The following is a 19,107-nucleotide window of genomic DNA, read 5'->3' as shown; positions in this document are numbered from 1 at the left end:
TCCACCAACCCAACGCGCGAGCTCGAGAGAACAAGAAAAAATGGCAGAACAGGAGGCGGCCTCGAAGCCGCAGTCAACCGAGCGCGAGCCGCAAACGGCGGTAGCACCACTGAACACGATCGTGAAGGAGGACATCGCCGCTGCGAGCAAGGCGGTGGACGACTGGCTTCGTTCGTTCAGCGGCGGCTACGTGACGCTGGAGCGCCTGACGATGGTGCTGGGCAGCATCCCGATCGTCGGGAACATCATGGCGCTGGTGGATGTGTTCCTGGACATCATCAACATCGTGGAGAAGAAGGCCAAGGATGGGGTCGATGCGTTCCTGAACTGGGTGAGCCTGGGCATCAACCTGATCGGGCTGATCCCGATACCGCCGAGCATGGCAGCGGCGCGCATGAGCCTTCGGCCGACGCTGCATCTGGTGAAGCAGGAGCTGAAGACGGCGGCGTCGAACCTGGGCGAGGCGATCGTCACGACGCTGGTGGGGCACCTGAACGCCACCATCATGGGGGAGCTGGACAAGTTCATCGACGGGGCGATCGCCAAGCTCGACGGCATTCTGAAGAGCTGCGCGGATCTTGCGGACAAGATCATCGACAACCTGGTGGACATCCTGCGCCGGGTGCTGGGGCAGAAGGACCTGTTCACGGTTGCGAAGCCCGGTGCGGCGGAAACGAAGGTGCACGACCCGAAGACGCAGAGCACGTGGAGCCGGATGTGGGGCGCGGCGGTGCGGTACTCGAAGCAGTCGGCGAACTACGTGGCGAAGGCGGCGGCGAGCCAGCTGCCGGATGGCATTGCGGGCCGGATCAATGGCGTGATCACGCAGATGCTGGACTTCAAGCGGCTGCTGAGGGGGCAGCTGTCGAGGCTGGCGGACAGGGAGGCGCAGGCGAGCATCATGTGGCTGCTGCACAAGCTGCGGGATGCGTTGCTGAAGAAGAAGGGCAGGAGGGCTGCGATCGTGCCGCCGCAGGCGGGGGCGGTTGCCCAGAAGGACAAGCCCGGTGACCAGTTGGGGCACATCAGCAGGCAGGCACCAGCGAATGGCAGAGGGTGCAGCCTCAAGAATCGTCCTGCGCCAGTGCGCAAGGGTGCTTCGATCAGTCTTTCCCTCGGTGACGAGAGCTTCACGCACACTGACTTCGTGCTGGCTGCCCCGCTGCCGATCGAATGGGCGCGCACCTATGCCAGCGACCTCGATGCCTTCGACCGTGGCAGCCTTGGGGCACGCTGGATCACTCCGTACAGCATGCGCGTGGACGTTGCCACGCCTGTGCGCGGTTCACGCCAGGGCAAGGCGAGCCTGGTCCACCACGCGGCCGACGGCCGCAGTCATGCGTACCCCGTGCTGGCCGTGGGGCAGGCCTACTTCGACCCGATAGAGGAAGTGACTGTCTCGCGCCTGAGCGAGAACCTGCTGGTGCTGGACTTCGGTAAGCCCCTGCCCGAAGGCGAGCAGAGCGAGTGGCGCGAGATCTACGAGTACGTCGACAGCAAGCAGCCGCACTTCCGTCTTGTCACCCAACAGGCAAAGGACGGCATGTCCATCGGCCTGCGCTACGACCACGTGATTGCCTCGACCGGTGAACGTGTGCTGAGCGACGTCATCAGCAAGCACGGCGAAGCCGTCATGGCGCACGTTGGTACGAAGCCCGATGCGCAGACCGGGCTCATCCAGTCGCTGTGGGAGCTCAAGGACGGCCAGGTCGTACGCCAGTTGGCCGGCTACACCCACGACGGCGAGCGTGACCTCGTGTCGGCACAGGACGAAGACGGCGCGAGCTGGAGCTACACCTACAGCCACCACCTCGTGACCCGCTACACCGATCGCACCGGCCGGGCCATGAACCTGGAGTACGACGGCACCGACCCCGATGCCAAGGCCGTGCGCGAGTGGTCCGATGATGGAAGCTTCGCGCTGAAGTTCGAGTGGGACAGGAACATCCGCCTGACCTACGTGACCGATGCGCTGGGCGGTGAGACCTGGCACTACTACGACATCCAGGGCTACACATATCGGGTCATCCATCCGGACAAGCTGCAGGAGTGGTTCTTCCGCGATGACGCCAAGAACGTCACGCGCCACGTGCATACCGACGGCACGACCGACGACTACACCTACGATGCCGACGGCAACCTGCAGACGCACACCCGGGCCGATGGCAGCCGTGTGCATTTCGAGTACGACTCGCTGCACCGGCTCACGGGCATCCGCGACGCGGAAGGTGGCGTGTGGAAGCGCGACTACGACGCGCAGGGCCATCTCACGGAGGAGATCGATCCGCTGGGGCACAAGACCGAGTACGCCTATGACAAGGCTGGCAGGCCCGTGCGAATCACCGATGCCAAGGGCGGTACCAAGCTGATGAGCTACACGCCCCGCGGCCGGCTCGCGAGCCTGACCGATTGCTCAGGCAAGACCAGCCGCTGGACATACGACGATCGCGGCCGGCTCGCCACGGCTGTCGATCCTGCGGGAAACGTCACGCGCCATCTCCGCAGCCTGCCGCAAGAAGACGCGGTGCTGCGTGCCCAAGGCAGCGTGCCGGGCCTGCTCCACGAGATCGTCCTGCCCGACGGCACGCGCGAGCAGACGCTGCACGACCCCGAGGGACGCATGCTCGCGCATGTCGACGAGCTCGGGCGCCGCACGCACTACAGCTACAACCGCGCAGGGCTCATCGCCGGCCGCACCGATGCCGAGGGGCATTCGCTCGGGTACCAGTGGGATCTGCTCGGCCGTCTCGTCGAATTGCGCAACGAGAACGGTAGCCGCCACAGCCTGCGCTACGACCCTGTGGGCCGACTGCTGGAGAAGACCGACTTCGCGCGCCGGACCACGCGGTACCGCTACGAAGAAAGCACCGGCCGGCTCGTCGAGGTCGAAGCGGGCGGGCGGGTGGTGCAACTGCAGGCCGACACGATGGGCAGGATGAGCGAGCGATCCGCCGGAAGCCAGGTCGAGCACTTCGCCTTCGACCGCAACGGACGCATGGTCGAGGCATCCAACAACGACTCGCGTCTGCAGTGGTTCTACGACCCCGCCGGCAACCTGACGCGCGAGCACCAGCACGACCTGCAGGCCGGGCGCACAGCGATATGGCAGCACCGCTACGACGCGCTCAACCAGCGCGTCGCCACGATCCGCCCCGACGGCCATACGACCCAGTGGCTTACCTACGGGTCGGGCCACGTGCACGGCCTGCTGCTCGACGGGCATGACATCCTCGGCTTCGAGCGCGACGACCTGCATCGCGAAGTTCTGCGCGAGCAGCGCAACGGCCTGACCCAGAAGCTGCGCTACGACAGCGTGGGGCGGCGGCTGGAGCAGCAGGTCGTGCCCGGCGACTCGAATGCGCCCGGCGCGCTGCGGCTGCAACGTACCTACGGCTATGACAAGGTTGGGCAACTGGTCGCCATCGGCGACAGCCATCACGGCAACCTCGACTACCGCTACGACCCGGTCGGCCGCCTGGTCGAGGCCAACAGCCGATCCGGGCGCGAGACCTTCGCCTTCGATCCGGCAGGCAACATCGTCGAGCCGGAGGGCACGGCCGGCGGAACCCGGGCTCCCGCCGCTGCCTTGCTTGACAACCTGCTCAGGGCCTATGCAGGCGTCCGTTATCGATACGACGAGCACAGCAACATGGTCGAGCGCGTGTGCAACGGTCGGGCGACCACCTTCGCGTGGGACGGTTTCGGACGCTTGAGCTCCGCCACGGACGAAGACGGCACGCAAACCTGGTTCGCCTACGACCCGATGGGGCGTCGTATTTCCAAGCGCTCGCGAGACAGCATCACGAGGTTCGGATGGGATGGCGACACGCTGGCCTTCGAGAGCACGCAAAGCATCGCCGGAGAGCGGGAGGACGAGGGCCGCGGCTGGAGCGTGCACTACGTTCACGAGCCACGTTCTTTCGCTCCGCTGATCCAGTTGCGTCAGGCGTATGCGATTGCACTGGGCAAAACGCCCGACGTGCGGGAGATCATGGCCGACAACGGCGGCGCGTACGACATCGAGCAAGACCCGCTGTGGAACGGGGAGCTGCAGCCGGGGCAGCGCAGTTTCGAGAAGGACGAGATCGCCTTCTACCAGTGCGACCACCTCGGCACGCCGCGGGACCTCACCGACCACGAGGGGCGCGTTGCCTGGTCGGCCCAGTACAAGGCCTGGGGCGAGGCGCGAGAGGTCATCAGCGAAGCTGGAAGACGCGCCGGCCTTGCCAACCCCATCCGCTTCCAGGGACAGTACTTCGACGTCGAAACCGGGCTGCACTACAACCGCTACCGCTACTACGACCCGGCGAGCGGCCGGTACGTCTCGCGCGATCCGCTGGGGCTCGCAGGCGGTCTCAACCTGTATGCCTATGTCGGAAACAACCCCGTGCGTGGCATCGATCCGCTGGGACTTGTCGACATCAACCTGTTCCCGCACAGCGAAGCGATCCGGGCATCGGCGGACAACATCCCAAGCCCGCCCGGCACGTTCACGGTCGGCTCCCATGGTGGGCCGAACATCATGACCGACACGGCGCTGAAGGGCATCACACCGGCACAGATGGCACAGCGGATCAAGGCGCATCCGTCGTATACGGAGGGCCAGAAGGTGCAGTTGATGTCGTGCGAAACCGGCAAGGGGACGGACCCCTACGCACAGAAGCTCGCCAATGAATTGAATGCGCCCGTCGAGGCGCCTGACAAGCTCCTGTGGATCTGGCCGAATGGCGCCCACAAGCCGGCAGGCCGCAAGGCGGACGGCAGCATGGACACCGCGGATCCCGGGGTCTGGCATACCTTCAATCCCAAGCCATGAAGAACCTCGACCTCAGGTTCAGCGCGATCCGGGTATTGCCGGCACTGCTGATTTTTCCTTTTCTTCTGCAACTCCCTGTTTCTCACGCAACGGAGAACCACGCCATGGACAAACCCGACGCGGCACCAACCTCTTCTTCGCCCATTTCGGGTGCGCAGTCGTATGCGCTGACAGACGCGCAGCGAGTCGATCTGGCTGCAAAGGCCGAAGCCGGCGATGCCGAGGCCGCATTCCGTCTCTCGCTGTACTACACATTCGTGTCCTCGGACGAGGATCAGCGTATCCGCTGGCTGTCGATCGCGGCCAAGGGCGGCCATGTCGTGGCGCAGCACAACCTGGCCTACGACCTCTACATGAATGGCAAGGATCTCGCCGAGGCCGCGCGCTGGGCGGCGGAGTCGCTGAAGAACGGCAACGCGGATGCCGGTGATCTGCTCAAGGAGATCGAGGCGGCCCGCGCCAAGGCCCGAGGTGCACGTCCGTGAGCGATGACCTCGATGTCCCTGCCTTGCCGCTCTTCGAGGTCGACGGCTTGGTGGCGCAGGCGATTGCACTGGCCTGCGAGGATGCCAAGTCCTTGGGCCTGCCGTTTGAAAACTACAAACTCGTCTTGGTCGAGCAGTCCAACGCCTACAACGTTTCGTGGGAGGCAAAGGGTAAGCCGCAGGGTTATCGCGGTGCCTTGCCTGGCCTTGTGGAGGCCTCGCTGTTGATCGAAAAGAACAGCGGTCGAGTTCTTCAGAAACACTTGTCTCGCTGAGCCGGGGACATTTCCAAGTGGACAGGATGAAAGATGAAGAAGCCGTTCACCGTTCATATTCCGACTCTTCGAAGAAAAGGAATGCTAGAGAGGATGAACGCTTTCTACGAAGGTGTTTTGAAGTACGAGCGAGATCCGGTGTTGGACATCCTGCGAGTGCCGGGTCATCAAGACTTGGCTATCTGCTTCAAGTATTCGAACATCATCGGCGTAGGAGGGCGCAATGAGAAGGATCGGGGCGCGATCTATGAGTTCTCCATCGAGAAAAACTTCCCGAGCTTCTGCCAAAGTTTGATGGAGAGCGGCGTCGAGTTCGACATGCTTGCACATACTCCCGGAGGGTATTTCGCAAGAGTCCTGGACCCTTCCGGCAATTCGATCGAAATAGTTTCGGAGAGCTTCGAGGACGATCTCAACGTCGACATCTCGAACTGGAGCATCTATCGGGATATCGACTGAAGTTCCAAGTTCGGGGGAATGAATATTCCGGCAGAGAAACGCTACGTGATGAAGTTCCGTATGCACATCGGCCTGCTTGCGAACCCATGAACGAAACCTTTTCTATCTGATCGCCAATGTCTTCCCAAATCATCATCCTCGCCCACGACATGTGGCGCAAAGGCGCAGGCGGTGCTCCCGCCGGGCTCGTGGGCCAGGCCGACAGCTTCGCCTACGCCGGCCTCGACCTGGGACTCGCCCAGTTCGCCGCAACGACTTTCAACGGCACAAGCTTCACCGCCACCAGCTTCAAGCAGGCGGGCTGGAGCGCCTGCCAGTTCACCGGTTGCAGCTTCACCCAATGCGACTTCAGTGGCATCTCGATCACCGGTTGCACTTTCATCAACTGCAGCTTCACGCGCGCGAACTTCGACAGCAGCAGCATCGGCACCAGCACTTTCAGGCAGTGCCAGTGGGACGACATCAGCTTCGCGGGCGGCAGCTGGAACGACGTCGGTGTGCTGGACTGCGGCGGCACCGTGGTGCGTGCGCAAGGACTGCAGGGACGCAGCGTCGACTTCACGGGCAGCACATTCGAACAGCTCGAGTTTCAGGGCGCGAACATCAACTGAGGGAAGCAATAAATGGCAGGGACGGAAGAGAAGAAAGCGCCGACCGAGCGCGAGCCGCAGACAGCGGTAGCACCGCTGAACACGATCGTGAAGGAAGACATCGCCGCTGCGAGCAAGGCGGTAGACGACTGGCTTCGTTCGTTCAGCGGCGGCTACGTGACGCTGGAGCGCCTGACGATGGTGCTGGGCAGCATCCCGATCGTCGGGAACATCATGGCGCTGGTGGATGTGTTCCTGGACATCATCAACATCGTGGAGAAGAAGGCCAAGGATGGGGTCGATGCGTTCCTGAACTGGGTGAGCCTGGGCATCAACCTGATCGGGCTGATCCCGATACCGCCGAGCATGGCGGCAGCACGCATGAGCCTTCGGCCGACGCTGCACCTGGTGAAGCAGGAGCTGAAGACGGCGGCGTCGAACCTGGGCGAAGCCATCGTGACGACGCTGGTGGGGCACCTGAACGCCACCATCATGGGGGAGCTGGACAAGTTCATCGACGGTGCGATCGCCAAGCTCGACGGCATCCTCAAGAGCTGCGCGGACCTTGCGGACAAGATCATCGACAACCTGGTGGACGTGATGCGCCGGGTGCTGGGGCAGAAGGACCTGTTCACGGTTGCGAAGCCCGGTGCGGCGGAAACGAAGGTGCACGACCCGAAGACGCAGAGCACGTGGAGCCGGATGTGGGGAGCTGCGGTGCGGTACTCGAAGCAGTCGGCGAACTACGTGGCGAAGGCGGCTGCGAGCCAGCTGCCGGATGGCATCGCGGGCCGGATCAATGGCGTGATCACGCAGATGCTGGACTTCAAGCGGCTGCTGAGGGGGCAGCTGTCGAGGCTGGCGGACAGGGAGGCGCAGGCGAGCATCATGTGGCTGCTGCACAAGCTGCGGGATGCGCTGCTGAAGAAGAAGGGCAAGAGGGCGGCGATCGTTCCTCCGCAGGCGGGGGCCAAGGCGGAGAAGGAAAAGCCGGGAACGCCGCTCGGCCATATCAACAAGCAGGCCGGAGCCCAGGGAACCGGGGGCTGCAAGAACTGCCCCGCACCGGCACGCAAGGGGGCTTCCATCAGCCTGAGCACCGGCAACGAGAGTTTCACCCACACCGATTTCGTTCTTGCCGCGCCGCTGCCGATCGAGTGGGCACGCACCTATGCGAGCGACCTCGATGCCTTCGACCGTGGCAGCCTTGGGGCGCGCTGGATCACTCCGTACAGCATGCGCGTGGACGTTGCCACGCCTGTGCGCGGCGCTCGCCAGGGCAAGGCGAGCCTGGTCCACCACGCGGCCGACGGCCGCAGTCATGCGTACCCCGTGCTGGCCGTGGGGCAGGCCTACTTCGACCCGATAGAGGAAGTGACTGTCTCGCGCCTGAGCGAGAACCTGCTGGTGCTGGACTTCGGTAAGCCCCTGCCCGAAGGCGAGCAGAGCGAGTGGCGCGAGATCTACGAGTACGTCGACAGCAAGCAGCCGCACTTCCGTCTTGTCACCCAACAGGCAAAGGACGGCATGTCCATCGGCCTGCGCTACGACCACGTGATTGCCTCGACCGGTGAACGTGTGCTGAGCGACGTCATCAGCAAGCACGGCGAAGCCGTCATGGCGCACGTTGGTACGAAGCCCGATGCGCAGACCGGGCTCATCCAGTCGCTGTGGGAGCTCAAGGACGGCCAGGTCGTACGCCAGTTGGCCGGCTACACCCACGACGGCGAGCGTGACCTCGTGTCGGCACAGGACGAAGACGGCGCGAGCTGGAGCTACACCTACAGCCACCACCTCGTGACCCGCTACACCGATCGCACCGGCCGGGCCATGAACCTGGAGTACGACGGCACCGACCCCGATGCCAAGGCCGTGCGCGAATGGTCCGACGACGGCAGCTTCGCACTGAAGCTGGAGTGGGACAGGAACATCCGCCTGACCTACGTGACCGATGCGCTGGGCGGTGAGACCTGGCACTACTACGACATCCAAGGCTACACATATCGGGTCATCCATCCGGACAAGCTGCAGGAGTGGTTCTTCCGCGATGACGCAAAGAACGTCACGCGCCATGTGCACACCGACGGCACGACCGACGACTACACCTACGACGCCGACGGCAACCTGCAGACGCACACCCGGGCCGATGGCAGTCGGGTGCACTACGAGTACGACAGGCTGCACCGGCTCACGGGCATCCGCGACGCGGAAGGCGGCGTGTGGAAGCGCGACTACGACGCGCAGGGCCATCTCACGGAGGAGATCGATCCGCTGGGGCACAAGACCGAGTACGCCTACGACAAGGCCGGCAGGCCCGTGCGAATCACCGATGCGAAGGGCGGCGTGAAAGCGCTTGCCTATTCCGCATCAGGGCAAATGCTCAGCTACACCGACTGCTCCGCCAAGACCAGCCACTGGGAGTATGACGAACGGGGCCGGCTGACCAAAGCCATCGATGCCGCCGGCAACGCGACCGGATACCGCTACACCGCCGGCCAGCTCGAGGAAATCGTGCAGCCCGACCAGACGATCGAGCATTTCGAGCACGACGCCGAAGGCCGGTTGCTCAAGCACACCGACGCACTCGGGCGTGCCACGCGCTACAGCTACACGCGCGCCGGCCTGATCGCCGGCCGTACCGACGCCGCGGGCCGCTCGCTCAAGTACTACTGGGACCTGCTGGGCCGCCTGACCGAACTGCACAACGAGAACGGCAGCCGCTACGACTTCCGCTACGACCCCGTGGGTCGCCTGCTGGAGGAGACCGGCTTCGACCGCAAGGCCACGCAGTACGTCCATGAAGAAACCACCGGCATCCTCGCTGAAGTGGTCGAGGCAGGCCATCGCACCGAACTCGAATTCGACCCGCTGGGCCGCCTGAGCGAACGCCGTGCCGGCGAGCAGTCAGAGCGCTTCGCCTATGACCACAACGGCCGCCTTCTCGAGGCGACCAACAGCGACGCGCGCCTGCAGTGGTTCTACGACCCGGCCGGCAACCTGACGCGCGAACATCACCACTACGTGGAGCGCAAGCGCACTGCAGTCTGGCAGCACCGCTACGACGAACTCAACCAGCGCATCGCCACCGTGCGCCCCGACGGGCACGTCACCCAATGGCTCACCTACGGCTCAGGCCACGTGCACGGCCTGATGATCGACGGCCAGGACATCCTGGGCTTCGAGCGAGACGACCTGCACCGAGAGATTGCGCGCGAGCAGGGCAACGGACTGAGCCAGCGGCAGAAGTACGACCCAGCGGGTCGTCTGCTCGAACAGCAGATCTCGCGCACTAGGCCCGGAGCCATCGAATCGACCACCGGCATCCAGCGCCGTTACAGCTACGACAAGGCAGGCCAGTTGGTGGGCATCGGTGACAGCCGGCGCGGCAACCTGAGCTACCGCTACGACCCCGTTGGCCGACTGCTCGAAGCCAACAGCCGCATCGGGCGCGAGACGTTCGCGTTCGATCCGGCCGGCAACATCGTCGACCCGCCGGAGACCAACGACCCGTTCAGACACCCGGCCGGCAAGCTGCTGGACAACCTGCTGAAGAACTACGCCGGCACCAGCTATCGCTACGACGAACGCGGCAACATGACGGAGCGGATGCGCAACGGCTGGCGCACCGTCTTCGCATGGGACGGCTTCAACCGCATGACGGCAGCGACCGACCAGAGCGGCATCACCACCAACTTCAGCTACGACGCGTTGGGGCGCCGTCTGTCGAAGAGCTCGGGCGAGACGACGACGCTGTTCGGTTGGGACGGCGATGTGCTCGCCTTCGAGAGCACGCAGAGCAGGTCCGCGATCGAGGAGGGTGGCGAGCACGGCTGGAGCGTGCACTACATCCACGAGGCGAACTCGTTCGTGCCGCTGGTGCAGGTGCGCCGGGCGAGCGCGATGGCGCTGAGCGAAACCACCGACGCTAAGGCGTTGATGGAAGCCAACGGAGGCGCCTATGACATCGAGCAGGATCCGCTGTGGAATGGCGAGCAGAGGCATGTGCCTCGAGCGTTCGAGAGGAAGGAGATGGCGTTCTATCAATGCGATCACCTGGGGACGCCGCAGGAACTGACGAACCACGAAGGCAGTGTGGCCTGGTCGGCGCAGTACAAGGCGTGGGGAGAGGCGCGGGAGGCGATCAGCGAGGCGGGGAGAAGGGCGGGGTTCAGGAATCCGATCCGGTTCCAGGGGCAGTACTGGGATGAAGAGACGGGGCTGCACTACAACCGGTATCGCTACTACGACCCGCAGGTAGGGCGGTTTATCAGTTCTGACCCAATAAAACTCCTGGGTGGATTAAATATTTTTGCGTATGCAAAAAATTCAACTGCTTTCATTGACCCACTCGGATTGGCAACAACGGCGCCACCTACGATCACTGCATCTGAAATTACAGACAAGACCAGATCCGAAATAAGAGCGTTGGCTGCTTCCAAGGGATTAGTTGCGACCGGGCAGCCGGATTCTGCAGGATTACCTCGTAAATGGAAATGTCCATGTACCGGCAATCAAAGATTGCGCTTGGATCGCGGGCACATTGATCAGCAAACTGGATTGCCCTACAACGACCCGAAAGCTGCTGTGGATCACGTACACGGGTATCAGCCGGATGGTTTGACAAAAATTGTGTCGCCTGTGGATGGGAATGCGCATTTTCCAACGAAAGGACCATGAAAAATGAGTGAATTATTAAAGCGATACACGTCAGCTGATGGTTGTGTTGACGCTTGGATTGAGCAGGAGTCGTCGATTCATCTGAAATCTGTTTCCAAATTTGGGGATCCAGTTGAGTTGACTGCCGAGGAGGCTCGAATATTGGCGGAAAATTTAAATAAATTGGCGGAATTGTTGGATGCGATGGATGAGTAGCGAGTGAAAGATAAATCACTGATGCTGTCGAGGGATTCCGCGCTGTTCGCCTGAAGCGAAGAGCCTGCATTTGAGAGCACACAGGGCAGGTCAGCGATCGAAGAAGGAGGCGAGCACTACATCCACGAGGCGAACTCGTTCGTGCCGCTGGTGCAGGTGCGCCGGGCGAGCGCGATGGCGCTGAGCGAGACGACGGATGCGAAGGCGTTGATGGAGGCCAACGGAGGCGTCTACGACATCGAGCAGGATCCGCTGTGGAACGGCGAGCAGAGGCATGTGCCTCGGGCGTTCGACAGGAAGGAGATGGCGTTCTACCAGTGCGATCACCTGGGGACGCCGCAGGAGCTGACGGACCATGAGGGTGGTGTGGCTTGGTCGGCGCAGTACAAAGCGTGGGGAGAGGCGCGGGAGGCGATCAGCGAGGCGGGGAGAAGGGCGGGGTTCAGGAATCCGATCCGGTTCCAGGGGCAGTACTGGGATGAGGAGACGGGGCTGCACTACAACCGGTATCGGTTCTACGACCCTGCGAACGGTAGATACGTCTCTCGTGATCCGATAGGTATTCATGGGGGACTCAACATATATGTGTACGCACCGAGTGCGATAAGTTGGGTAGATCCTCGCGGGTTGAGTGGTTTTCAACCGAAAAAACTCACAAGCGGAAGCGTGTTTAGAGGAGCTTCGGGAACCGCTGACAGCCTTACACCACGCCCAGGAGTTGACGACACGCCGAAAGATTCTCGGCTACCTGGGCTTTCCGCCAATGTCGGCATGGAAGGATTGGGTTCCGGGAAGTATGTAGAAATTGATGTTACTCATGCTTGCAGTTGTGGGTTAGACGTAATACACGACAAAGCCGATGGACACGTCACCATCCGACCGCAGGATGATCCGTCTAATGAAAAGCTGAGAAATTGGGCCGCTACGCGAGGTACTGGGCTTCGAACTCATATACAGACGGGTTGCTAGAAAGCGTTAGATCTCGAGGTAAAAAATGACGATTGATATTTTTCTTGGGTTTTTATCAGAATACTTGAGGGAAATTGAAGAGGCGGTGCAGCAGAGAGTTGGAATTGAGAAATCTAACTCAGGGTTGAATCGAAATTCTTCGAGCCCTTATGGGTACATAAGTTTTTATCCTCATGAAATTGACTTGATTGTCTCTGTTGAGCAAGAGGGCGAATATTTTGACATTTCATTTGAATTGATGAATCAGGAAGGACAAGATTCGGAGGCGGTCTGGCAACGTGAAGGGAGCCTTTCGGTGGTTTCATCTGAAATGAGGGACGATTTTAATGGTGTGATTTCAATAATATGCGATCGACTGAGTAAGATTCGACGCTGAGATTTACAGAGGGATTCCAAGTGCTGCGAGCGAAGGTAAAAAGAGGGGAATTCTAGAATTTCATTGAAATGATGAGGCAGGCTGTATTGCAGTCGATATGGGCGCCATGTTCATATGCGAGGCGCTTGCCCAACTACGGTCGACAAGCAGTTTGAGACGCGCGCTGATGTGCGGATCAGATATGCTTGGAAAAAATGCTGACGCTTATAGGTGGCTAATGCTGACGAGCTTCGTAGCGCTGTTTAAGGGATTGCGCCGGCTATTGAGTAAAACAGGGGAGGCTGCTGCCTCAATGCTCGTGAGGCATTCGCACAGGGGGGAAGCTTCTGTGATAAATAAAAAATGAGTAACCCGCATAGCGAAACCGAAGAAGAGCACCTCGATGCCATCGAAGATGAGTTGATAGAAAGGCAAGTAGCTTTCTCTCAGATGATGAAGGTGTACGCGAAGTTCTTGCACAGCCGCCTTCTGGCAGGTCAATTCAATGGAGTTGCTTCACCCGTGCAACTTGATTTTGTTGTTGAACATCTGCAGGTGGCAATAACTAGCTTAGGGCTCGATGGTAGTGATGAATTGCGACGGCCGAGCAGGCTCGATCTTTGGTCACTATTTGATAGCTCTGAAGGGGAAAATCCGGGCCTAGCTGCATTGAGTCGGTGCGCCGTTTGCTGTTTTTATGAGGAAGCTGAATGGGGTCCAAATACGAGTGAGAGCGTGACGCCCGTACCGCTTTATCTTTTTCTGCTCAAGCGATTCAATCCAGATCTGGGCTTGGAGTTCTTGAGATATGCATGTAGATATTTGCTCGATCCTCGCCAGAGTGAATAACCTATTTTCAGCTTCGAGGGCGATGATCTGCACTGCGAGGCTGGGTGCGATAGAGGGATAGCCTGAGCCAGTACAGGAATACGATCCAACCTGGCAATTGCTGGAGATCTCGTGCTTCAATAGGCTGCCGAGTTGGACATCGAAAACTGATTAAGGAAAAAACTTCATCCATGAAGTCTCTGAATCTTAATTATTTGCGTGGCTTGTATGGATTTTTGCTTGATAAGAGTGACGAAGATTTAGAGGATTTTGATGTAAATTTGCCTGCTAATGGAAAAATCTTGCTTGAAGAAATGAAGCGCAGTTTTTCGAGGTTTGGTCCGATTGCCAAGAGAAATGTGATTGATGGATTGAGATTTTTGATGATTAATTTCGCCGATGATTTGCTGTGGCGAAATGCTATTCCACACGATTTGCCCATCAATCAAGTGTCCGCTAGGGAAGCGTATTTGAAGGAGGTTTGGGATGTGTTGATGAAGTGCAATTTGCCATCAATGGATTTTGAAGATTTGGTTTTGATTGACGAAATTGGACCGTCGGGTTTGGATTTTTCAAGATGATTGATTCGTAAGGTAAATCTCTTGTGTTGTCATAAGAGTCACGGGATTAGCGGGTGGCGCGCGCTTGCCCACGTAAGCTGCAAAAGCTACCCAGGAGCGAAATAGTCGTTCTTGATCCAACGGATGCGCCGTCGATACGACTCATGCGAGTGCATCCACAAGCATCTGGCCATTCAGCATCTTTAGACCTCCCTCGAGTGGGCTTGCCTCCACTCCGTTTCGCGGCAAGTACCCCCAAGTGCCTTCCATAAGCCAGCCGAGTTCGACTGCACCTCGGGTTTTCGATAACTAAATCATCTTGATTTAGTCTCTCCGCTGTCCGATAGTCCCCTTGCGCCCGGACGCCCCACTCCAAGGCCAGCGATCCGGATCCAAAACCGCAGGGCGCATCACCCAGCGCCCGCCCAAGGAGACAAACCATGCCCAACACCCCCCGCGCCATCCTGGCCATCGCGGCCATGTCCCTCGCCGCAGCAACCGCTTCGTCCTCCGCCTTCGCCGCCGACCAGCCCGTCATCGGCCTCGTCACCAAGACCGAAACCAACCCCTTCTTCGTCAAGATGAAGGAAGGCGCGCAGGAAGAAGCCAAGAAGCAGGGCGCCAAGCTGCTTTCCGGCGCGGGCAAGGCCGACGGCGACAACGCGGGCCAGATCACGGCGATGGAAAACATGATCGCCGCCGGCGCCAAGACCATCCTCATCACGCCGAGCGACGCCAAGGCCATCGTTCCCGCGATCAAGAAGGCCCGCGACAAGGGCGTGATGGTGATCGCGCTCGACAGCCCGGCCGATCCGCCGGATGCGACCGACGCGCTTTTCGCCACCAACAACTACACGGCGGGCGTGCTGATCGGCGAGTACGCCAAGGCCGCGATGGCGGGCAAGCCGGCGAAGATCGTCGCACTCGACCTGCTGCCCGGCCACCCGGTGGGCGCGCAGCGCCACAACGGCTTCATGAAGGGCTTCGGCCTGCCGGCGAACGACGCGAAGTCGAACGAGTTGTCGAAGGCGCCCGAGATCGTCTGCATGGCCGACAGCTTCGGCGACCAGGCCAAGGCGCAGACGGTGATGGAAAACTGCCTGCAGAAGGCGCCCGACGTGAACCTGGTCTACACCATCAACGAGCCCGCCGCGGCCGGTGCGTACAACGCGCTGAAGCGCGCCGGCAAGGAGAAGGGCGTGATGATCGTCTCGGTCGACGGCGGTTGCCAGGGCATCAAGGACACGGCAGCCGGCGTCATCGCGGCGACCTCGCAGCAGTACCCGCTGAAGATGGCTGCCATGGGTGTGGCTGCAGGCGTCGAGTTCGCGAAGACGGGCAAGAAGGCCTCGGGCTATGTCGACACGGGCGTGACGCTGATCGCTGGCAAGCCGGTGGCGGGCGTCGACAGCAAGGACACGAAGACCGGCGCCGAGTTGTGCTGGGGCAAGAAGTAAGCAGCTGACTGCGAATTCCAGGGAGGAACATCTCGATGGCGAAATCCGCATCAGCGACGCACCACATTCCGTGGGGCGCCTTGGGGCCGTGGCTGGCCCTGCTCGGCGCATGCATCTTCTTCGCGACTCAGTCCGACCGCTTTCTCACGGGCGGAAACCTGTCACTGATCCTGCAGCAGGTGATGGTGGTCGGCGTGATCGCCATCGGCCAGACGCTGGTGATCCTCACGGCGGGCATCGACCTGTCGTGCGGCATGGTGATGGCGCTGGGCGGCATCATCATGAGCAAGTTCGCCACCGAGCTCGGCCTGCCGGCGCCGGTGGCCATCCTCTGCGGCATCGGGGTGACGACGCTTTTCGGCCTGCTCAACGGCCTGCTGGTCACGCGCATCAAGCTGCCGCCCTTCATCGTGACGCTGGGCACGCTGAACATCGCCTTCGCGATCACGCAGCTGTACTCGTCGTCGCAGACCATCACCGACCTGCCCGGCGGCCTCACGGGCCTGGGCGCCACCTTCGCCATCGGCGGCGCGGAGGTGGCCTGGGGTTCGGTGCTGATGATCGCTCTCTACTTTCTCGCGTGGTTCGTGTTGCGCGAGACGGCGGCGGGGCGGCACGTCTACGCGGTGGGCAACAACGCCGAGGCCACGCGGCTGGTCGGCATCCCGACGCAGCGCGTGCTTCTGGGCGTGTACGTGATGGCGGGCGTGCTCTACGGCATCGCCTCGCTGCTGTCGGTGGCGCGTACCGGCGTGGGCGACCCGAACGCGGGCCAGACCGAGAACCTCGACGCCATCACGGCCGTGGTGCTCGGCGGTACCAGTCTCTTCGGTGGACGCGGCATCGTGCTGGGTTCGCTGATCGGCGTGCTGATCGTGGGCGTGTTCCGCAACGGTCTCACGCTGATGGGCGTGTCGTCGATCTACCAGGTGCTGGTGACGGGCATTCTCGTGATCCTTGCCGTTACCGCCGATCAACTCTCGCGCAGGGGGGCTCGCTGATGATCGCCGCTGCAAACCCCCGCAAGATCGTGATGCAGGCGAAGGGCCTGGTGAAGCGCTACGGCCAGGTCACCGCGCTCGCAGGTGTCGATTTCGAATTGCGCGAAGGAGAAATCCTCGCGGTGATCGGCGACAACGGCGCGGGCAAGTCCTCGCTCATCAAGGCGCTGTCGGGCGCGATCGTGCCCGACGAAGGGCAGATCCTGCTCGACGGCAAGCCGGTGAACTTCCGCAATCCGCTGGAGGCGCGCCGCGCGGGCATCGAGACGGTCTATCAAGACCTGGCAGTGGCTCCGGCCATGACCATCTACGAGAACCTGTTCCTCGGCCGCGAGCTGCGCCGCCCCGGCTTCATGGGCAACGTGCTGCGCATGCTCGATAAGAAGAAGATGCTGCAGGAAAGCACGGCCCGCATGGCCGACCTGAAGGTCGGCATCCAGTCGATGACGCAGGCGGTCGAAACGCTCTCGGGCGGCCAGCGCCAGTGCGTGGCGGTGGCGCGCAGCGCGGCCTTCGCGCGGCACGTGGTCATCATGGACGAGCCCACCGCCGCGCTCGGCGTGAAGGAGGGCAACATGGTGCTCGAGCTGATCCGCCGCGTGCGCGATCGCGGCCTGCCCGTGGTGCTCATCAGCCACAACATGCCGCACGTGTTCGAGGTGGCCGACCGCATCCACGTGGCGCGCCTTGGCCGTCGCGCGGCCGTGCTCGACCCGAAGAAGATCAGCATGAGCGATACGGTCGCAGTGATGACTGGCGCGATGCCTGCCGACCAACTGCCTGCGGAGGCGCATGCCTGATGCGCACGCACCCGCTGCGCGCACGCCCGACCTGCTGCGGCCCCGCGGCTCCAACCAGGTCGGCATGCGCCAGTTCAACGAGCGCACGGTGCTGCAGGCACTGCGCGTTCACGGCAGCCTGCCCAAGGCCGAGCTGGCCCGGCTGACCGGGCTCAGCGCGCAGACCATCGGGCTCATCACCGCGCGGCTGGAGGAAGACGGGCTCATCGTCAAGCAGAGCCGCGTGCGCGGCCGCATCGGCCAACCTTCGGTGCCGCTGGCGCTGAACCCCGACGGCGCCTTCGCCATCGGCATCAAGGTGGGGCGGCGAGGTGCCGAGTGGCTGCTGATCGACTTCACCGCGCAGGTGCGCGAGCGCCACGCCATCGGCTACGACTTTCCCGACGCGGAAGAGCTGCTGCCCGCCATCGCGCAGCACATTCATCGCCTGCGCGACGGCCTCGGGCCGCTGGCCTCGCGCAACGTGGGCGTGGGTCTGGCCGCGCCGTTCCTGCTCGGCGGCTGGCACCGCACGCTGGGGCTGTCGAAGGCGCAGTCCGACCTGTGGAACCAGATGGACCTGGCCGCCGAGGTGCGGGCGCGCACCGACGTGCCGGTGAGCTTCGCGCGCGACACCGTGGCCGCCTGCGTGGCCGAGCTGGTCGGCGGGCGGGGGCACGACCTCAAGAGCTTTCTCTACATCTTCGTCGACACCTTCGTGGGCGGAGGGCTGGTCATCAACTCGCATCTGCACACCGGTGCGCACGGCAACGCGGGGGCGCTGGCTTCGTTGCCGATGCAGCCGCCGGGCAGCCGCGGCGCGCTACCGCCGCAACTGGTTGCGCAGGCCTCGCTCTGGGAGCTGGAGCAGCGCCTGAGCGGCGAAGGCCTCGACCCGATGGCCGCCTACGACGACCGCGCGCTGCAGCCGCCTTTTGCGGGCGCGACTCTGGCATGGCTGGCGAGCGCATCGCAGGCGCTGGCGCATGCCATCGTGTGCGGCACGGCCATGCTCGACCTGTCCGACGTGGTGGTCGACGGCTCCATGTCGCGCCCGCTGCTGCAGGCGCTGCTCGACCAGACCCGCGACGCGCTCGACCACTGCAACTGGGAAGGCCTGTGGCAGCCGCAGCTGCACGGCGGCAAGGCGGGCGCACAGGCCTGCGCGCTGGGTGGCGCGATGCTGCCGCTGCACGCCAACTTCGCACCGGACCACGATGTGTTCCTGAAGGCGGCCTAGCCTGCCTGGCCTGCTTTTCGCGATCGCGCGAGGCTCAGTACCTCGGCGATCAGCGGCTTCACCGTCTCGAAGGTCTTCGCGCTCGGGTTGATCACGCTGATCCAGTACATCTTTCCGTACACCGGATGCGGCATCAGCGTGTCGAGTGCGCTCTGGTCGGGTGCGGCAGGCTCTTCGCCGAACAGCGAGCGGAAAGTCTCCTTGCCCACGCCGATGTTCAGCCGGAACACGCCCGGGCGATCCAGTTTCGAGGCGCTGTCGAACTCGTTGTCCTTCGTCACGATGGTGGCGAAAGGGAACTTGTCGTCCCCGTCGTGGAAGAAGAAGGTGTTGTCGTCGGCGATCTGGAAATGGCCGCCGGCCAGCATGTCGATGATGTGTTGGGTGATGGCGTCTTCGGTCATGGACGCGATCTTGCCTG

General features: G+C 62.2%; 15 protein-coding genes. 14 read left to right on the top strand and 1 reads right to left on the bottom strand.

The window, feature by feature from the left end; all coding sequences use genetic code 11:
- The first annotated feature begins 40 nt into the window (after positions 1-40).
- The 14 genes from SFB74_RS20445 (at position 41) to SFB74_RS20380 (ending at position 18,686) form a co-directional block, all read left to right on the top strand.
- The gene (locus SFB74_RS20445) at positions 41-4,816 is read left to right on the top strand and encodes an RHS repeat-associated core domain-containing protein (protein ID WP_432726114.1); all 4,776 of its coding nucleotides are present in this window, start codon (positions 41-43) and stop codon (positions 4,814-4,816) included.
- Positions 4,813-5,301 (top strand): tetratricopeptide repeat protein, encoded by a 489-nt coding sequence (locus tag SFB74_RS20440; RefSeq protein WP_432726113.1) that lies wholly within the window; start codon positions 4,813-4,815, stop codon positions 5,299-5,301. Before SFB74_RS20445 ends, SFB74_RS20440 begins: the two co-directional genes overlap by 4 nt.
- On the top strand, positions 5,298-5,576 hold the full coding sequence (locus SFB74_RS20435; RefSeq protein ID WP_432726112.1) for a hypothetical protein: 279 nt from the start codon (positions 5,298-5,300) through the stop codon (positions 5,574-5,576). The genes SFB74_RS20440 and SFB74_RS20435 overlap by 4 nt, the downstream gene beginning before the upstream one ends.
- Before the next feature lie 33 nt (positions 5,577-5,609).
- Positions 5,610-6,035 (top strand): VOC family protein, encoded by a 426-nt coding sequence (locus SFB74_RS20430; RefSeq protein WP_432726111.1) that lies wholly within the window; start codon positions 5,610-5,612, stop codon positions 6,033-6,035.
- Between the two features lie 116 nt (positions 6,036-6,151).
- Entirely contained in the window at positions 6,152-6,646 is a 495-nt protein-coding gene (locus SFB74_RS20425; RefSeq protein ID WP_432726110.1) for a pentapeptide repeat-containing protein, read from the top strand.
- A gap of 12 nt (positions 6,647-6,658) precedes the next feature.
- The gene (locus tag SFB74_RS20420) at positions 6,659-11,302 is read left to right on the top strand and encodes an RHS repeat-associated core domain-containing protein (protein WP_432726109.1); all 4,644 of its coding nucleotides are present in this window, start codon (positions 6,659-6,661) and stop codon (positions 11,300-11,302) included.
- A gap of 369 nt (positions 11,303-11,671) precedes the next feature.
- Positions 11,672-12,466: an RHS repeat-associated core domain-containing protein gene (locus SFB74_RS20415; RefSeq protein WP_432731970.1), complete on the top strand. Its 795-nt coding sequence runs from the start codon at positions 11,672-11,674 to the stop codon at positions 12,464-12,466.
- A gap of 25 nt (positions 12,467-12,491) precedes the next feature.
- Positions 12,492-12,842, top strand: coding sequence for a hypothetical protein (locus tag SFB74_RS20410; RefSeq protein WP_432726108.1), 351 nt, complete (start codon positions 12,492-12,494; stop codon positions 12,840-12,842).
- A 342-nt stretch (positions 12,843-13,184) separates the two neighbouring features.
- The gene (locus tag SFB74_RS20405; protein ID WP_432726107.1) at positions 13,185-13,670 is read left to right on the top strand and encodes a hypothetical protein; all 486 of its coding nucleotides are present in this window, start codon (positions 13,185-13,187) and stop codon (positions 13,668-13,670) included.
- 170 nt (positions 13,671-13,840) lie between these two features.
- Positions 13,841-14,230, top strand: coding sequence for a hypothetical protein (locus SFB74_RS20400; protein ID WP_432726106.1), 390 nt, complete (start codon positions 13,841-13,843; stop codon positions 14,228-14,230).
- Positions 14,231-14,649: 419 nt separating this feature from the next.
- Positions 14,650-15,666, top strand: a complete 1,017-nt coding sequence (locus tag SFB74_RS20395; RefSeq protein WP_432726105.1) for a sugar ABC transporter substrate-binding protein — start codon at positions 14,650-14,652, stop codon at positions 15,664-15,666.
- A gap of 35 nt (positions 15,667-15,701) precedes the next feature.
- A complete protein-coding gene (locus tag SFB74_RS20390; RefSeq protein ID WP_432726104.1) occupies positions 15,702-16,667 on the top strand; it encodes an ABC transporter permease in 966 nt (321 codons plus the stop codon).
- Positions 16,667-17,467 carry an ATP-binding cassette domain-containing protein gene (locus SFB74_RS20385; RefSeq protein ID WP_432726103.1) on the top strand — a complete coding sequence of 267 codons (801 nt, stop codon included), beginning with the start codon at positions 16,667-16,669 and terminating at the stop codon, positions 17,465-17,467. Before SFB74_RS20390 ends, SFB74_RS20385 begins: the two co-directional genes overlap by 1 nt.
- Positions 17,460-18,686 carry an ROK family transcriptional regulator gene (locus SFB74_RS20380; RefSeq protein WP_093201228.1) on the top strand — a complete coding sequence of 409 codons (1,227 nt, stop codon included), beginning with the start codon at positions 17,460-17,462 and terminating at the stop codon, positions 18,684-18,686. The genes SFB74_RS20385 and SFB74_RS20380 overlap by 8 nt, the downstream gene beginning before the upstream one ends.
- Here SFB74_RS20380 and SFB74_RS20375 read toward each other — a convergent pair.
- Entirely contained in the window at positions 18,683-19,090 is a 408-nt protein-coding gene (locus SFB74_RS20375; RefSeq protein WP_432726102.1) for a DUF6194 family protein, read from the bottom strand. The genes SFB74_RS20380 and SFB74_RS20375 overlap by 4 nt on opposite strands.
- Positions 19,091-19,107 lie beyond the last annotated feature (17 nt).

The sequence above is a fragment of the Variovorax xiamenensis genome (assembly GCF_050916385.1).
In the GTDB taxonomy this organism is placed as follows: domain Bacteria; phylum Pseudomonadota; class Gammaproteobacteria; order Burkholderiales; family Burkholderiaceae_C; genus Variovorax.
This window is presented reverse-complemented; position numbering and strand designations above follow the sequence as displayed.

Excerpts from the sequence above, each read along its gene's own strand:
- SFB74_RS20445 (WP_432726114.1), top strand. The coding sequence starts at position 41 with ATGGCAGAACAGGAGGCGGCCTCGAAGCCGCAGTCAACCGAGCGCGAG.
- SFB74_RS20440 (WP_432726113.1), top strand. The coding sequence starts at position 4,813 with ATGAAGAACCTCGACCTCAGGTTCAGCGCGATCCGGGTATTGCCGGCA.
- SFB74_RS20430 (WP_432726111.1), top strand. The coding sequence starts at position 5,610 with ATGAAGAAGCCGTTCACCGTTCATATTCCGACTCTTCGAAGAAAAGGA.
- SFB74_RS20425 (WP_432726110.1), top strand. The coding sequence starts at position 6,152 with ATGTCTTCCCAAATCATCATCCTCGCCCACGACATGTGGCGCAAAGGC.
- SFB74_RS20420 (WP_432726109.1), top strand. The coding sequence starts at position 6,659 with ATGGCAGGGACGGAAGAGAAGAAAGCGCCGACCGAGCGCGAGCCGCAG.
- SFB74_RS20415 (WP_432731970.1), top strand. The coding sequence starts at position 11,672 with ATGGCGCTGAGCGAGACGACGGATGCGAAGGCGTTGATGGAGGCCAAC.
- SFB74_RS20410 (WP_432726108.1), top strand. The coding sequence starts at position 12,492 with ATGACGATTGATATTTTTCTTGGGTTTTTATCAGAATACTTGAGGGAA.
- SFB74_RS20405 (WP_432726107.1), top strand. The coding sequence starts at position 13,185 with ATGAGTAACCCGCATAGCGAAACCGAAGAAGAGCACCTCGATGCCATC.
- SFB74_RS20400 (WP_432726106.1), top strand. The coding sequence starts at position 13,841 with ATGAAGTCTCTGAATCTTAATTATTTGCGTGGCTTGTATGGATTTTTG.
- SFB74_RS20395 (WP_432726105.1), top strand. The coding sequence starts at position 14,650 with ATGCCCAACACCCCCCGCGCCATCCTGGCCATCGCGGCCATGTCCCTC.
- SFB74_RS20390 (WP_432726104.1), top strand. The coding sequence starts at position 15,702 with ATGGCGAAATCCGCATCAGCGACGCACCACATTCCGTGGGGCGCCTTG.
- SFB74_RS20385 (WP_432726103.1), top strand. The coding sequence starts at position 16,667 with ATGATCGCCGCTGCAAACCCCCGCAAGATCGTGATGCAGGCGAAGGGC.
- SFB74_RS20380 (WP_093201228.1), top strand. The coding sequence starts at position 17,460 with ATGCCTGATGCGCACGCACCCGCTGCGCGCACGCCCGACCTGCTGCGG.
- SFB74_RS20375 (WP_432726102.1), bottom strand. The coding sequence starts at position 19,090 with ATGACCGAAGACGCCATCACCCAACACATCATCGACATGCTGGCCGGC.